Annotated in this window: 17 protein-coding genes; 10 read left to right on the forward strand and 7 right to left on the reverse strand. The window is 66.7% G+C overall.

All coding sequences use genetic code 11. The features are described from left to right. The first annotated feature begins 77 nt into the window (after positions 1-77). From F0Q04_RS23550 to F0Q04_RS23580, 7 genes are all read left to right on the forward strand, one after another. The gene (locus F0Q04_RS23550) at positions 78-1,259 is read left to right on the forward strand and encodes a thiolase family protein (protein ID WP_116926270.1); all 1,182 of its coding nucleotides are present in this window, start codon (positions 78-80) and stop codon (positions 1,257-1,259) included. A 61-nt stretch (positions 1,260-1,320) separates the two neighbouring features. After that, positions 1,321-2,088: an SDR family NAD(P)-dependent oxidoreductase gene (locus F0Q04_RS23555; protein WP_116926269.1), complete on the forward strand. Its 768-nt coding sequence runs from the start codon at positions 1,321-1,323 to the stop codon at positions 2,086-2,088. Positions 2,089-2,129: 41 nt separating this feature from the next. Further along, a complete protein-coding gene (locus F0Q04_RS23560; protein ID WP_116926268.1) occupies positions 2,130-2,906 on the forward strand; it encodes a crotonase/enoyl-CoA hydratase family protein in 777 nt (258 codons plus the stop codon). A gap of 74 nt (positions 2,907-2,980) precedes the next feature. Continuing rightward, entirely contained in the window at positions 2,981-3,967 is a 987-nt protein-coding gene (locus F0Q04_RS23565; protein WP_182343802.1) for a Bug family tripartite tricarboxylate transporter substrate binding protein, read from the forward strand. Positions 3,968-3,979: 12 nt separating this feature from the next. After that, entirely contained in the window at positions 3,980-5,710 is a 1,731-nt protein-coding gene (locus F0Q04_RS23570) for a long-chain-fatty-acid--CoA ligase (protein ID WP_182343804.1), read from the forward strand. After that, positions 5,707-6,510 carry an SDR family oxidoreductase gene (locus F0Q04_RS23575; protein ID WP_116926265.1) on the forward strand — a complete coding sequence of 268 codons (804 nt, stop codon included), beginning with the start codon at positions 5,707-5,709 and terminating at the stop codon, positions 6,508-6,510. Before F0Q04_RS23570 ends, F0Q04_RS23575 begins: the two co-directional genes overlap by 4 nt. Further along, positions 6,507-7,304 (forward strand): enoyl-CoA hydratase/isomerase family protein, encoded by a 798-nt coding sequence (locus tag F0Q04_RS23580; RefSeq protein WP_116926264.1) that lies wholly within the window; start codon positions 6,507-6,509, stop codon positions 7,302-7,304. Before F0Q04_RS23575 ends, F0Q04_RS23580 begins: the two co-directional genes overlap by 4 nt. Before the next feature lie 10 nt (positions 7,305-7,314). On the opposite strand, the gene F0Q04_RS23585 is transcribed toward F0Q04_RS23580, so the two are convergent. The 3 genes from F0Q04_RS23585 to F0Q04_RS23595 form a co-directional block, all read right to left on the reverse strand. After that, complete coding sequence (locus F0Q04_RS23585) at positions 7,315-7,647, reverse strand: hypothetical protein (protein WP_116926263.1); 333 nt, start codon at positions 7,645-7,647, stop codon at positions 7,315-7,317. Between the two features lie 67 nt (positions 7,648-7,714). After that, a complete protein-coding gene (locus F0Q04_RS23590) occupies positions 7,715-8,830 on the reverse strand; it encodes a CaiB/BaiF CoA transferase family protein (RefSeq protein WP_182343806.1) in 1,116 nt (371 codons plus the stop codon). A gap of 83 nt (positions 8,831-8,913) precedes the next feature. Then, positions 8,914-9,696 (reverse strand): IclR family transcriptional regulator, encoded by a 783-nt coding sequence (locus F0Q04_RS23595; RefSeq protein ID WP_116926261.1) that lies wholly within the window; start codon positions 9,694-9,696, stop codon positions 8,914-8,916. A 143-nt stretch (positions 9,697-9,839) separates the two neighbouring features. Between F0Q04_RS23595 and F0Q04_RS23600 the strand changes: the two genes are divergently transcribed. Beyond that, positions 9,840-10,238, forward strand: a complete 399-nt coding sequence (locus F0Q04_RS23600; protein ID WP_182343808.1) for a hypothetical protein — start codon at positions 9,840-9,842, stop codon at positions 10,236-10,238. Further along, on the forward strand, positions 10,238-10,570 hold the full coding sequence (locus F0Q04_RS23605; RefSeq protein ID WP_116926259.1) for a YnfA family protein: 333 nt from the start codon (positions 10,238-10,240) through the stop codon (positions 10,568-10,570). The genes F0Q04_RS23600 and F0Q04_RS23605 overlap by 1 nt, the downstream gene beginning before the upstream one ends. A gap of 18 nt (positions 10,571-10,588) precedes the next feature. On the opposite strand, the gene F0Q04_RS23610 is transcribed toward F0Q04_RS23605, so the two are convergent. From F0Q04_RS23610 to F0Q04_RS23625, 4 genes are all read right to left on the reverse strand, one after another. After that, positions 10,589-11,719, reverse strand: a complete 1,131-nt coding sequence (locus F0Q04_RS23610; protein ID WP_116926258.1) for a 3-deoxy-7-phosphoheptulonate synthase — start codon at positions 11,717-11,719, stop codon at positions 10,589-10,591. A gap of 73 nt (positions 11,720-11,792) precedes the next feature. Further along, a complete protein-coding gene (locus tag F0Q04_RS23615) occupies positions 11,793-12,110 on the reverse strand; it encodes a DMT family transporter (protein WP_027010449.1) in 318 nt (105 codons plus the stop codon). Between the two features lie 220 nt (positions 12,111-12,330). Then, the gene (locus tag F0Q04_RS23620) at positions 12,331-12,825 is read right to left on the reverse strand and encodes a putative toxin-antitoxin system toxin component, PIN family (RefSeq protein WP_116926257.1); all 495 of its coding nucleotides are present in this window, start codon (positions 12,823-12,825) and stop codon (positions 12,331-12,333) included. Further along, positions 12,822-14,099 carry a THUMP domain-containing class I SAM-dependent RNA methyltransferase gene (locus tag F0Q04_RS23625; RefSeq protein WP_116926256.1) on the reverse strand — a complete coding sequence of 426 codons (1,278 nt, stop codon included), beginning with the start codon at positions 14,097-14,099 and terminating at the stop codon, positions 12,822-12,824. Before F0Q04_RS23625 ends, F0Q04_RS23620 begins: the two co-directional genes overlap by 4 nt. 197 nt (positions 14,100-14,296) lie before the next feature. On the opposite strand from F0Q04_RS23625, the gene F0Q04_RS23630 reads away from it, so the two are divergent. After that, positions 14,297-15,049 carry a hypothetical protein gene (locus tag F0Q04_RS23630; RefSeq protein WP_182343810.1) on the forward strand — a complete coding sequence of 251 codons (753 nt, stop codon included), beginning with the start codon at positions 14,297-14,299 and terminating at the stop codon, positions 15,047-15,049. Positions 15,050-15,191: the final 142 nt, after the last annotated feature.

A 15,191-nucleotide genomic window follows, 5' to 3' on the forward strand; every position in this document is an offset into this window, starting at 1 on the left:
CTGCGGGTAAATACCAGTAGGTATTCGGTTTTTTGAAACCTATTATTAATTTAATGATCCACAAGTCTCATTAAATGATGAAAACACCCGTCATAGTCGATGCCATCCGCAGCCCCATGGCCCGGGCCAAGCCCGATGGCGCCCTGGCCGAACTCCACCCGGTTGATCTGCTCTCCCAGGTGCTGGAGCAACTGGTGGCGCGCAACCAGTTGGACCCCGCGACCGTCGATGACGTGATCTGCGGCTGCGTCAGCCAGGCCGGCGAGCAGGCCGGCACGCCCGGGCGCCTGGCCTGGCTGGCAGCCGGCCTGCCCGCCCATGTGCCCTCGACCACCATCGACCGCAAGTGCGGCTCCAGCCAGCAGGCGGTGCACTTTGCCGCCCAGGCCATCATGTCCGGCACGCAGGACATTGTTATCGCCTGCGGTGTTGAATCGATGAGCCGCGTGCCGATGGGCAGCTCGCGCATGGGCAAGAACACCACCGGCGCGCGTTTTGACGAGCGCTATGCACCGGGCCTCGTGGGCCAGGGCGTGTCGGCCGATCTGGTGGCCGCCAAATGGGGCCTGTCGCGCAGCGATCTGGATGCCTATGCCGCCCGCTCGCACCAGCGCGCCCATGCCGCGCAAAGCAGCGGCGCGTTTGCACGCGAGATCGTGCCCATCCGCAGCCCGCTCGGCCTCGTCAGCGCCGACGAGACCATCCGCGCCAGCACCACGGCCGAGAAGCTCGCCGGCCTCAAGGCCGTGTTCGAGAACGAAGAGCTCTCGGCCCGTTTCCCGCAGATCCAGTGGAGCACCACCGCCGGCAATGCCTCGCAGATGACCGATGGCGCCAGCGCCATGCTGATCATGAGCGAGGAGCGCGCGCTGCAGCTGGGCCTGCGCCCGCGCGCCCGCTTTGTGGCCTTTGATGTTGTGGGCGACGACCCGCTCTACATGCTGACCGCCCCCATCCCGGCCACCCAGCGCGTGCTGGCCAAGGCGCGCATGCAGCTGGCCGACATTGCGCACTACGAGATCAACGAAGCCTTTGCCTCGGTGCCGCTGGCCTGGCAAAAGGAGCTGGGTGCCGACGGCGAACGCCTGAACCCGCGCGGCGGCGCCATTGCGCTGGGCCACCCGCTGGGCGCATCGGGCATCCGGCTGATGACCACGATGCTGCATGCGCTCGAAGACAGCGGCCAGCGCTATGGCCTGCAGTCGATGTGCGAGGCCGGAGGCATGGCCAACGCCACGATTATTGAGGTGCTGCGCTAAAAGCCTCACAGCCCTCCGGGCTCCATCGGATTGAACGTTTGAACTGACAAGGATTGTTGAGATGCAATTGACTAAAGGAATGACCGCCCTCGTGACCGGCGGCGTATCGGGGCTGGGCGAAGCCAGTGCCGTAGCCCTCTTGGAGCGCGGCCTGAACGTGGTGGCGGTGGACCTGAACGAAGAGCGCGGCGCGGCCATGGAAAAGCAGTACGGCGGCCAGCTCCAATTCATCAAGGCCGATGTGGCCGATGCCGAGCAGATGCAAAAGGCGGTGTCGGCCGCCCAGGCCTGGGGCCAGTTCCGTGCGCTGGTGCATTGCGCCGGCATCGGCGGCCCGGTGCGCCTGATTGAAAAAGACGGCAGCCCCGGCTCGCTGGAAAAGTACACCAACATCATCCGCATCAACCAGATCGGCACCTTCAACACCTTGCGCCTCTCGGCCGTGGCGATGGCCCAGAACGAGCCGGTCGAAGGCGAGCGCGGCGCCTGCGTGCTGACCGCCTCGGTCGCGGGCTACGAAGGCCAGATTGGCCAGATCCCCTATGCCTCGTCCAAGGCCGCCGTCATCGGCATGACCATCGTCGCCGCCCGCGATCTGGCCTCCAAGATGATCCGCGTCTGCACCATTGCGCCGGGCCTGTTCGACACCCCCATTCTCGCCAAGCTGCCCGAGAACGTGCGCCAGTCGCTGGCCGCCTCGGTCCCCAACCCGGCCCGCCTGGGCCGCCCGCCCGAGTATGCGATGACGGCGCTGCACATTCTGGAGAACCCGATGCTGAACGGCGAAACCATCCGCCTGGATGGCGCCATCCGCATGCAACCGCGTTGAGGCGCACTGCCCTGCACCCAACAGTCTGTTGAAAGGTCCCCATGTCTGGCTCTGATACCGCAGAACTCCTGGTCGAAACCCGCGGCCCGGTGCTCATCATGCAGCTCAACCGCCCCCAGGCGCGCAATGCCGCCACCCTGGAGATGGCCGAGGCGATGGCCAGCGCGCTCGATGCGCTGGACAGCCAGCCGGACCTCAGGGTCGGCATCATCACCGGCGCGGGCGGCAGCTTTTGCGCCGGCATGGACCTCAAGGGCTTTTTGCAGGGCAAGCGCCCCAGCCTGCCGGGGCGCGGCTTTTGCGGGCTGACGATGCGGCCGCCGGCCAAGCCGCTGATCGCGGCGGTGGAAGGCTATGCGCTGGCCGGCGGCTTTGAGCTGGCGCTCGCCTGCGACCTGATCGTTGCCGCGCGCGACGCCCAATTTGGCCTGCCCGAAGTCAAGCGGGGCCTGGCCGCATCGGCCGGTGGCCTGCTGCGCCTGCCCAAACGCCTGCCCTACCACGTGGCGATGGAGTGCATTCTGACGGGCGACATGTTTGGCGCCGAGCGCTTTGCCCAGCTGGGCCTGGTCAACCGTTTGACCGCGCCCGGCGGCGCACTCGATGCCGCGCTGGCACTGGCCCAGACCATTGCCGCCAACGGTCCGCTGGCAGTCGCCGCGAGCAAGCAGGTAGCCAGCCAGTCGGGTGAATGGCCGCTGGCGGAGATGTTCGACCGCCAGGCCGTCATCACCGCGCCTGTCTTCAGCTCGCAGGACGCGCGCGAAGGCGCAGCCGCCTTTGCGGAAAAACGCCCACCGGTCTGGAAAGGTGCCTGAACCCCGTCCAGCCCGGAACTCTCAGTTGCACAGCCCTAGACGCGCCACAGAAGCGCGCAGCAGGAGACAAAACCATGCCACGTACCAGCCATCCACGCCAGCCCCTGCGGGCCTTGGCGGCCCTGGCGCTGCTCGCCAGCGCGCTCAGCGCCCATGCCGAGGCCAACTGGCCCACGCGCACCATCACCTTGATCGTGCCCGGCGCCGCAGGCGGATCGACCGATATCCCGGCGCGCCTGCTGGCGCAAAAGCTGGGCCAGCGCCTGGGCCAGCCGGTGATCGTCGACAACAAGCCGGGCGCCGGGGGCAGCCTGGGCGCCAGCCTGGTCGCGCGCGCCCAGCCCGATGGCTACACCGTGCTGGTGGGCAACAGCGGCTCCAATGCCATCAACTACACGGCCTACAAAAAGCTCAGCTACAAGCCTGGCGACTTTGCACCGCTGACCGACATGATCTCGTTTGCCAACGTGCTGGTCGTGCCCGCCAAGTCGCCGATCCAGAGCCTGGATGCGCTGGTGGCGGCGGCCAAGGCGCAGCCAGGCAAGCTGTCGTTTTCGTCCGCCGGTGTGGGCCAGACCACGCACCTGATGGGCGAGCTCTTCAAGGAGCGCACGGGTACCGATGTGGTCCATATCCCCTATAAGGGATCGGCCCCCGGCACCATGGCGATCGTGACTGGCGAGACCCAGTTCATGTTCGACAACATGACCGCCTCCCTGGTCCATATCAAGGACGGCAAGCTGCGCCCGCTGGCTGTTACAGGCGACCAGCGCGAGCCCGATCTGCCCGAGGTGCCGACGATGACCGAGCTGGGCATGCGCAACTTCAACCAGGTCGGTTGGATGGGCTTCTTCGTGCCCGCCAAGACCCCGCCCGAGGTGCAGAAAAAGCTGGCCGAGAACCTGCAGGCCGTCTTGCATGACCCCGACATCATGCGCCGCTACCGCGAGCTGGGCGGGCGCCCGGGCGGCATGCCGCAAGCCGGTTTTGCCAAGTTGGTGGCCGATGACCAGCAGACCTGGGGCGCGCTGATCCAAAGCCAGCAGTTGCAGCTGGATTGAGGCGAGCTGACGATGCCTGACACCTCCACCTCCACTTCCACCGCTTCCCCACGCCCTGCGCTGCCGTTCTACTGGCCCAAAGGCGTCTCGCGCGATCTGCGCGTGCCCCGCATCACGCTGGACGACAACCTGACGGCTTCGGCCCAGCGCTACCCCGACAAGGCCGCCATCATCTACGCGGGCGCCAGCACCAGCTATGCCCAGCTGCTGGGCCAGGTGGAGGCGCTGGCCGGGTTCTTGCAGCAACGCCTGCAACTGGCACCGGGCCAGCGCGTGCTGCTGCAAAGCCAGAACTGCCCGCAGTTCGTCGTTGCCTGCTATGCCATCTTCCGCGCCGGCGGCGTGGTGGTGCCGGTGAGCGCGATGACCACCGCCACCGAGCTGCGCTACTACGCCGACAACAGCGGCGCGCGCCTGGCCATCGTCGCCCAGGAGCTGTTGGCCAGCGCCCAGCCCTGTGTGGACGAGGGCCTGCTCGATGCGGTGATCGTCCACGCTTACAGCGACGCGCTGCCCACCACGCCGCCACCTGATGCCCTGCCCGACGTGGTGACCGCGCCGCGCCAGCCGCTGCCTGCCGGCCCCTACCATGGCTTTGCCGCAGCGCTGGCGCTGCAGCTGGCGCCTGGCCCGCGTGTGGCGCAGGCGGGCATGCTCGCCACCATCCCCTATACCTCGGGCACCACCGGCCACCCCAAGGGCTGCATGCACAGCCACCATTCGGTGCTGGCGTCGCTCACCGGCTCGCGCCTGTGGCGCGGCTTCAATGACGACCTGGTGTTTCTGTCGGTCGCGCCGATGTTCCACATGCTGGGCACGCAGTACGGCATGAACATGCCCATTGCCGTGGGTGGCACCGTGGTGGTGATGCCGCGCTGGGATGCGCTGCTGGCTGCCCGGCTGATCGAGCGCCACCAGGTCACCGCCTGGACCGCGCCGCCCAGCATGGTGATCGACCTGTTCAGCCAAGCCGCTGCCCATGGGCTGGACCTGTCGAGCCTGGCCATGCTGGCCGGCGGCGGCGCGGCCATGCCCGAGGCCGTCTCGCAGATGCTGGCCGAGCGCTATGGCCTGCACTACAGCGAGGGCTATGGCCTGACCGAGACCGCCGCTTTCTTGCATGCCAACCCGCCGGGCCACACCAAGCGCCAGTGCCTGGGCGTGCCCACCCAGGGCGTGCATTCGATGGTCGTTGACCCCGAGACCCTGCAAGAGCTGCCCGCTGGCGAAGTGGGCGAGCTGGTCTCTAGCGGCGCGCAGGTGATGCAGGGCTACTGGCGCAATGACGAGGCCAACCGCGAGGCCTTTTTCGAGCGCCATGGCCGGCGCTACTTTCGCACTGGCGACCTGGCCTCGGTGGACGCGGACGGTTATTACTTCATGCGCGACCGCTTGAAACGCATGATCAATGCCAATGGCTACAAGGTCTGGCCCGCCGAGGTCGAGAACATGCTCTACAGCCACCCGGCCGTGCTCGAAGCCTGCGTGATCGCCGTGCCCGATGCCAAACGCGGCGAATCGGTCAAGGCCCTGGTGGTGCTACGCCCCGGCGCGCAGGCCTCGGCGGACGAGATCATCGGCTGGAGCCGCGCACAGATGGCCGCCTACAAGGTGCCGCGCGCGGTGGACTTTCTCGCCGCGCTGCCCAAATCCGCCACCGGCAAGATCCAGTGGCGCGCACTGCAGGAGGCGGCGCAGCAAGCCGCCGCCCCCTCCCATTCTTTGCATACGGAACACCCATGAGCTCTTTCTCCTTTCGCCACCAGCATGTGTTTGTCTCAGGCGGCAGCAGTGGCATCAACCTCGGCATTGCCAAGGCCTTCGCCCGCGCGGGCGCGCATGTCGTGGTCATGAGCCGCTCGGCCGACAAGGTGGCCCAGGCCGCCGCCGAGCTGGAGGCGCTGGGCGCCCAGGCCCTGGGCCTGAGCGCCGATGTGCGCGACCCAGCCGCCGTGCAGGCCGCGCTGGAACAGGCCCATGCCCGCTTTGGCCCCATCGATGTGCTGGTCTCGGGCGCGGCGGGCAACTTCATTGCGCCGGCCAAGGACCTGTCGCCCAACGGCTTCAAGACCGTTGTCGACATCGACCTCAATGGCAGCTTCCATGTGCTGCGCCTGGCCTACCCGATGCTGCGCAAGCCCGGCGCCAGCGTCATCAACATCTCGGCGCCGCAAGGCGTGAACCCGACGATGTACCAGGTGCATGCCTGCGCGGCCAAGGCCGGCATCGACATGATGACCAAGGTGCTGGCACTGGAATGGGGCGAGGACGGCATCCGCGTCAACAGCATCTCGCCCGGCCCCATCGGTGATACCGAGGGCATGCGGCGCCTGGCGCCCACCGCCGATGCGCTCGAGCGCGCCGTCTCCACGGTGCCGCTGCTGCGCATGGGCAGCACCGATGACGTCGCCCACATGGCGCTGTTCCTGTCGTCCGCGCTGGCCAGCTATGTGACCGGCGCCATCATCCCGGTCGATGGCGGCGCCGCGCTGCGTGGCGGGCGTGACATGCGCGCCTCGTACGTGCCCCGGAGCGCCGCATGAGCCGCCACTACGAACGCATCATTTTTGAGCGCCAGGACGGCGTGGCCACCTTGCGCTTCAACTACCCGGCCAAGCGCAACGCCTTTGACCCGCAGATGCGCGAGGAGATGGCCGAGGTGGTGCGCCTGGTGCAGACCGATGCCAGCCTGCGCGCGCTGGTGCTGACCGGCGTGGGCGAGCACTTTTGCTCGGGCGGCGACCTGGGCAATATTGCAGCATCTGGCCTGGACAATGCCGGCTGGCGCGCGCGGCTGTCCAGCCTGCACCACTGGCTCAAGGACCTGATGCTGCTGGACAAACCGGTGATTGCCGCGGTGGACGGCGCCGCCTATGGTGCGGGCTTTAGCCTGGCCTTGGCGGCGGACTTCATCATTGCGTCCGACCGGGCGCGCTTTGCGATGTCGTTTATCCGCGTCGGCGTGGTGCCCGATTGCGCGGCCTTCTACACCTTGCCGCGCGTCGTGGGCGTGCAGCGCGCGCGGGAGCTGATGCTCTCGGGCCGCGAGGTCTCGGCGCAAGAGGCCTTGCAGCTGGGCATTGCCAGCGAGCTGGTCGCCCCCGGGCAGCTGCAGGCACGGGCCCAGGCGATTGCGCACTGCTTTGTGGACGCATCGCCGGTGGCGCTGAGCTTGATCAAACGCTCGCTCGCGATGGCGGCGAACGACTTGCCCGCGCTGCTGGAGCAAGAGGCGAACGCCCAAGCGCTGGCCATGGGTACGGCCCAGCACCGCGAGGCCGTGCAGGCCTTTTTGAACAAGCAGCCTGCGCCCTTCCAGTGGCCTGCGCGAAGCTGAAAAAGCCCGCTTATTCGTTGCTGGCGCTGCCGCGCGTTTTGGGCGGCTCCATCGCATTGCGGCGGCTCATCCCTGCCCGCCCGGCCTTGCTCCAGTCATAGTGCTCGCCATCGGGCGTGCGGCCGTCTTCAACGGCGGCCACCCCTATTTGCCCGACCATGTCGCGCAGCTCGGACGACATCACCACATGCGCATGGCGCGGGTCGGCACGCAGGCGCTGGCATTGCGCCAGCGCCTCGCTCATCTGCTTGTCGCTATAGGCCAGGCACTGCGGCTGCCAGTCGGGCGGCACGCCCTCGGCATCCTCGGCCTTGTTGCGCAGGTAAAAAACCACGATGCCCATCGGCAGGTCCCTTCATCGGTGCCCAGCCAGACCTTGTCTGGGCAGCGCATTGTCGCACCTGGGAAGCTTAGCGGCGCCAGGCGGCGCTGGCATCGCCTGCAGCCACCAACGCCAGCACGGCCTCGGTATGCGCGCCAGCGGCACACATCTCGGGGGTGTCATAGGCCTGGCCGTCAAAGCGCGGTGCGGGCGCTGCCTGCAAAACACCACCTTGCTCGTGGTACACACCACGCGCCTGCATATGCGGGTGGCCAGCGGCCTCCAAGGGGCTCAATACAGCGCCAAAGCAGACATCGCTGCCCTCGAACACCTGCTGCCAGTGCGCGCGCGGCTCGGTGATGAACAGCGCCTGCAGGCGCGCACGGCGGCGCGGCCACAGCGCCTTGTCCCATTGCGACTGGGGCGCGGCAAAGTCTGGGTCATCGGCCAGGCCCAAGGTCTGCAGCAGCAGCGCATAGAACTGCGGCTCGATGCTGCCAATGGTGATGTGCTGGCCATCGGCGCAGACATAGGTCTCGTAGAACGGCGCGCTGTCATGGATGCTCTGGCCGCGCACATCAGCCACGATGCCGCGCTGGCGGGCGCTGAGCGCCAGGTTCAGCATATGGGCGGCGCCATCGACAATCGCGGCATCCACCACGCAGCCCTTGCCGCTGCTGCGCGCCTGGATCACACCGGCGAGCAGGCCGGTCATCAGGTAGAGCGCGCCGCCGCCGATATCGCCCACCATCGCAAACGACGACACGGGCCGCGCATCGGCCGGGCTGCAGCCCCAGAGCGCACCTGAGACCGCTGCGTAATTGTTGTCATGGCCGGCGCGCGGGGCCAGCGGGCCGCTCTGGCCCCAGCCGGTCATGCGGCCATAGACGAGGGCCGGATTGATGGCATGGCACTCGGCCGGGCCCAGGCCCAGGCGCTCCATCACGCCGGGGCGCATGCCTTCGATCAGCACATCGGCCCCTTGCACCAGGGCCAGCACCAGGGCCTTGCCCTCGGGGCTTTTCAGGTCGGCAAACACCGAGCGCTTGCCCCGGTTGAGCAGGTTGCCCGTCGGCGCTGCGCCCTTTTCCTCGCGCACGATGGAGATCACATCGGCGCCCAGGTCGGCCAGGTGCATCGCGCAAAACGGGCCCGGTCCCAGGCCACCAATCTCCAGCACCTTGATGCCGTCCAATACTTTCATGCTTGTCTCCTGTGGTTGTTGTTTGCGTTGCGCCTTCAGGTCCGGCCAGGTAGATCTGGCCGGGCAGGCCCCGCCGGGTAAGGTCAGGATAGGCTGGAAGTACCAATCAGCCCTTCGAGCGAGCGCACCAGGGTCACCAGGCGCGGGCCGATGTCGGTCTCCAGCTCGCGGCTCTTGGGGTTGTAGGTGGGGACCGAGGCGCCAAACACCCAGCGCTCGCCATCGATGGGCTGCGACAGCGGCACGGCGATCGACAGAATCTCGCGGTGCAGATCGCCATGGCTGCGGCAAAAGCCGTGAAGGGCCAGGTCCTGGCGCGCATCGTCCAGGCGCTCGCGCAGCAGCGCAGCACGCTCGGGCGCGCGGCCATCCAATTCGTCCAGATAGGCCTGGCGCTCGGCTTCGCTCTGGCCCAGCAGGTAGGCGCGGCCCGTCGCTGTGCGCACCAAGGAGACGGCCACGCCGATCTCGGGCGTGAAGACCTTGTTGTCCATGCCATTGGCCAGCTCGGCCAGCACCAGGCGCCGGCCCTCACCGACGGCCAGCTGGATCTGGCCGCCCATGTAGTTGGCCAGCTCCTGCATCTGCGGGCGGGCAAACTGGCGTACCGTCATGCGCGATAGCAGCGGCGAGGCCAGGTTCAGCACTCCTATGCCCAGCACGTATTTGGACAGGCGCTCCGAATAGCGCAGCAGGCCCAGCTCGCACAGGGTCTCGGTCAGGCGGAACAAGGTCGGTTTGGGCAAACCCGTCAGGTCCATCAGCTCTTTGCCACTGAGTTCTTGCTGCTTGTTGTTAAAGCACTGCAAAATACTGACGCCGCGCACCAAGGCGCTGACCAGTTTTCCATCCGCTTCAGAATTCATATTTCAGTATATAAGTTACTTATTACGAGACTAATGTCTCAATTTATGAAATTCTAATCGGGAATGATCCGCTATGGGCAGCTTGCATGCTCGCTTGCTGCCCCCAGCCGCCTACGTGGCGGTTATCTGCAACACTCCCACCGATGAGCCTGAACCAATACGGCATGCCCTCACGCGTGCCCGCCATTGCCGAAATTGGCCGCCTGCTGGCCGGGCAGCAGCTGTCTGCCGCAGAGCAGCAGCGGGCGCTGGACCTGCTGGTGCAAGACCATGCCGATCTGGACGAGGTCGAAAGCCAGGCCGCCCTCTGGGCCATCGCCCAGCTGGGGCGCAGCGAGGCTGCATGCGCAGCGCTTCTGGCCTGCGCCGACATCTGGCTGAACAGCGCCGAGCTGGCCGCCTCGTTTTTGGATGGCTATACCCAGGTCTGCGGCAACACCATCGCGCCCGCTGCAGCGCCGGCCTTTGCCCAGCTGCAGCAACTGGCGCAGCACGACCCTGAACTGGCCGCCCGCCTGCCTCTGTTTGAGAAAGCCCCTTGATGTCCCTGCTGACCACCACCGCCTTGTTTGTGCTGACGGCAATTGCCGAGATCGTGGGCTGCTACCTGCCCTATCTCTGGCTCAAGGACAAGGCGCCGGTCTGGGTGCTGCTGCCCGCGGCGCTGGCGCTGCTGGCCTTTGTCTGGCTGCTGAGCCTGCACCCGACCGCATCGGGCCGGGTCTATGCCGCGTATGGCGGGGTCTATGTGACGACGGCAATTGCCTGGCTGTGGCTGGTCGATGGCATCCGCCCCAGCAGCTGGGATATCGCCGGCGTGCTGCTGTGCCTGGCCGGCATGGGTGTGATCATGCTGGGCGCGGCGCAGCGTTAAACCTGCGCCTGCCTGGTTTTAGCCTTGGTTGGCAGCGCGGCGCGCCTGCACCGCTTGCGCCAGCTGGGCCAGCACCGGCACGGTCTGCTCCATGCTGATGCAGGCATCGGTGAGCGAGACACCATAGGCGAGCGGCTGGCCTTCTACGATGTCCTGCCGGCCTTCGTGGATATGGCTCTCGATCATCACGCCGGTGATGCGGCGGTCGCCCCCTGCCACCTGCTGGGCCACATCGGCGGCCACCTCGATCTGGCGGCGGTGCTGCTTGCTGCTGTTGGCATGCGACAGGTCGATCATCACCTGCTCGCGCAGGCCACCCTTGGCCAGCACCTCGCAGGCGGCCTGCACATCGGCCGCGCTGTAGTTGGGCTGCTTGCCGCCGCGCAGGATGATGTGGCAGTCCTGGTTGCCCCGGGTCTCGAAGATGGCGCTCTGACCCATCTTGGTCATGCCCATGAAGGCATGCTCGGACTGCGCCGCCAAAATCGCGTCGCTCGCCACCTTGACGCCGCCATCGGTGCCGTTCTTGAAGCCCACCGGGCAGGACAGGCCGCTGGCCAGCTGGCGGTGGCTCTGGCTTTCGGTGGTGCGCGCGCCAATGGCGCCCCAGCTGACCAGGTCGCTGATGAACTGCGGCGAGAGCAGGTCCAAAAACTCGGTGCCGGCTGGCAGGCCCAGCGCCAGAATATCGAGCAGCAGGCGGCGCGCCAGCTCCAGCCCCTCGTTGACGGCAAAGCTGCCATCGAGGTGCGGGTCGTTGATATAGCCCTTCCAGCCCACCGTCGTGCGCGGCTTCTCGAAGTACACGCGCATCACCACCAGCAGGTCATCCTTCAAAGCCTCGGCCTGCACCTTGAGCTGGCGGGCATAGTCCATTGCCAGGTCATGGTCGTGGATGGAGCAAGGGCCCACCACGACGACCAGGCGGTCGTCCTGCCCGTGCAGGATCTTGGAGATGGCCGCGCGGCTCGATTCCACCAGCTGGTAGGCCTCGTCGGTGATCGGCAGCCACTCCTCGAGCAAGGCGGGCGTGATCAGCGGCCGCACCACCTTGATGCGGGTGTCATCGATGCGGGTCTTGTCAACCGTGGAAAGCCGGGACGGGGACTTGCGAGGCACGGTGCCTGCAGCGGTAGAGGAATCGGTCATCCCGCTATTGTCGCAGGGCCTGCAAACACGTTCACGGGCCTAAGGCATCCCCGCTGCAGCCACCCGCAGGCCATTAGGAAGAGGACAGCTTCATCAGTACCAAACCGCTGACAATCAGCAAGGCCGCCACGACGCGCATCGGTGTCAGCGCCTCGCCCAGCACGGTGATGCCCACGATAAAGGCACCTACGGCACCAATGCCCGTCCAGATCGTATAGGCCGTGCCCAGCGGCAGGCTGCGCATCGCGACCGACAGCAGACCAAAGCTGGCAATCATTGCCACCAGCGTGATTGCGCTGTATTTGATATTGGTAAAACCATGGGACTGCTTCATCGTGAACGCCCACACCACTTCCAGCACACCGGCAACCAGCAAATACACCCAGGCCATATCGAACTCCTTGAACAAAGGGAAATTTGGAATGGCCAGGCCGTCCTGGCGGTGGTGCGCGCCGCTGCTGCAGCGCCATGCAGGGCCGTCCCTGCGCAATGGGTCCCATGATAGCGGCGCGCGCCCAGACCGGCCGCACAGGCCGCGCATCGCCCGCCAGGCCATGGGTGGTTGGGGCGCAACAGTTGAAGCCGCGCCCGCCCTGTGCTGGCGCGGGCGCTCAGGCCAGCGCTTGGGCCTCGGCAGGCTCCATCTGCAGCAAGTTGCCCACGGTGGCGCCGTAGTAGGTGGCCACTCGTTTGCGCTGCTTGAGCACCGCCTTGTCCTTGCTCACCAGCAAGGCCTGGTGCTGGCTGGCCAGGTCCAGAAAATGCTGGTCGTCCGGATCGGTGCAGCTAAAGCGAATCTTGGGCGCGGCATCGACATACTGCACTGCGGCATCAAAGGCGGCCATTACGCCCTCGGGCGTCTTGCCGTAGTAGCTCACGCGCGGAGCGATCTGGCTGTAGTGCAGCACGCGTTCGAGCTCGATGCGCTGGGCCTCGTCGGCAATCCAGCGCAGCGCGCCCTGGGCCACCAGCGTGCGGATCGGCGGGATATGCGGGTCATCGAAGATCAGCATGTCGAGCACCACATTGGTGTCCAGCACCACCGGCCGGGGAAGCGGTCCGGTGTAACCTTCATTGCACGTTGGCCACTTGAGCACCACCTTCATGGTTGACCGCCTGGCGCGGGCTGCTCTCCCCGGGGCTTGAGCGCCCCCTTGATCATGTCAAAGCGGAACAAGCGGCACTCGATCGGGCCATTCCACATGGGGGTGCGGCGCGATTCCTTCAGGCGCATCTTGCCGGGCAGCTTCAGATCGGGGGTCAGCAGCCAGGCGCTCCAGCCGCTGTAGTTCTTTTTCCAGTGGCTGGCCAGCTGGGTGAAGAACTCGCCGCCATCTTCGGTCTGCGCCGTCTCGCGCCCTGCGCGCTCGACATGGCCCATGCGCTCGGCCGCATTGCGGCCGGCAGCGCCCGCCGCCGCGATACGCTCGCCATACGGCGGGTTGAGCAGCATCATGCCGGGCTGCTCGCAGGGGGGCATGCGCTGCAGCGCATCGCCGCCGCGCAGCTCGATGGTCTCGGCCACACCGGCGCGCTCGGCATTGCGCTGGGCAAAATCGACCATCCGGAACGAGATGTCCGAGCCATAGATGCCCACCGGGCTCTGGGGCAGGATCTGGCGCTCGGCCTCATCGAGCATCGCCTCCCAGACATGGCGCTGGAAAGGCACGAGCTTTTCAAACGCAAAGCGGCGCAGGATACCGGCCGGGATCTTGCGCGCGATCTGGGCCGCTTCGATCAGCACCGTGCCGCTGCCACAGCAGGGGTCGTAGAGCGGCTGCGGGTCGTCGCCGTGCGGGTCCCAGCCGCTCGCGGCAATCATCGCCGCGGCCAGCGTTTCCTTGAGTGGCGCATCGCCCTTGTCCTCGCGCCAGCCGCGCTTGAACAGCGCCTCGCCCGAAGTATCGATATAGATGGTGGCGCCATCGGTGGTCAGGTGCAGGTGCACGCGCACATCGGGGTGGTGCGTCTCCACGCTGGGGCGCACGCCGTGGCGGCGCTCGCGGAAGCGGTCGGCAATCGCATCCTTGACGCGCAGCGCGGCAAAGTTCAGGCTGGTCAGCGGGCTGTGCTGGGAGGTGACCTCGATCTTGAAGGTCTCCTTGGGCGAAAACCAGATCTCCCAGGCCACCTCGCTGGCGGCACGGTAGAGGTCGTTCTCGTTGCGGTACATGCTGTGCGAGAGCTCGACCAGCACGCGCTGGGCCAGGCGGCTGTGCAGGTTCAGCAGCAGCGCATCGCGCCACATGCCGCGCAGCATGACGCCGCCGCGCGCCACCAGGAGGTCCTGGCCGCTGGCGCCGGTGATGGCATGGACTTCGTCCGCCAAAAGGCCCTCGACGCCGGCGGCGCAGGGCAAAAACAAATGCAGTTGGTTCATAAGCAGGGGGGCAAGCATACGCGCTTGCCCCATTGTCTGCCAAGCGCACGGGAATGTGGACTGTGCCAGTGGCATTCGGCAGCCCGGCTCCTATAGCGCAGCGGTAACGGGTGGCTGGCTGCTATAGTCTGGCCCCAGAGCGGGCCGCAGCCCTCGGTGCAGCCGCCCTTCCCCTCCATCACTCAGAGAGAATGCGGATGCCCTACCTCGGAGCTGGCGTACACGTCATCATTGCGCTGTTTTTTGCGGTCCACGCCGTGCGCAGCGGCCAGAACAACTACTGGCTGTTTGTGCTGCTGGCCTTCCCCTTCCTGGGCAGCGTGGTGTATTTCTTTGCCATCTACCTGCCCAATTCGCGCCTGCAGCGCCATGCCCGCAGCCTGGCGAGCAACGCCGTCAAGGCGCTGGACCCGACCCGCGAGGTGCGCGAAGCCCAGGCCGCCTACGACTACAGCCCCACCGCGCAGAACCAGATCCGCCTGGCCCAGGCCCTGCTGGCCAATGGCCAGGCCGAGCAGGCCTTTGGCCACTTTGAGGCCAGCATGAAGGGTCCGTTTGCCAACGACCTCGATATCCGCTGGGGCGCTGCGCAAGCGGCCTACCAGGCCGGCCATCCGCAGCAGGCGCTGCAGCAGCTGCGCGTGATTGCCCAGGCGGATGTGCACTTCCGCGCCGAGGCCGTGGGCCTGCTGGTGGCCAAGGCCTACGCCCAGCTGGGCGACCAGGAGATGGCGCGCAAGAGCTTTGACTTTGTGCGCCAGCACTCGGGCAGCTTCGATGTGATGGCCGAGTACGCGATCTGGGCTGCGGGCCAGGGCGACTGGCAGACGGCCAATGGCCTGCAGGCCGAGCTGAACAAGGCGATGACGCACTGGAGCGGCCAGCAGCGCCAGCTCAACCGCGAGATGCTGCAGCGCCTGAAAACCGCCTTTGCCGCCCAGCCCAGGTAAGCCCACCTGGCTTGCCATTGACCAAACCGCAATAGGCCTGCTGCCAGCAGGCCATCCCACCGCCCCGCAGCCCTTGCCGCGCGCCAGTTTGCGCTTGCGCAGACAGCCGCCACAGCACAGTCGCTAAAATCGCTGTCTATGG

Source organism: Comamonas koreensis (assembly GCF_014076495.1).
GTDB lineage: Bacteria > Pseudomonadota > Gammaproteobacteria > Burkholderiales > Burkholderiaceae_C > Comamonas > Comamonas squillarum.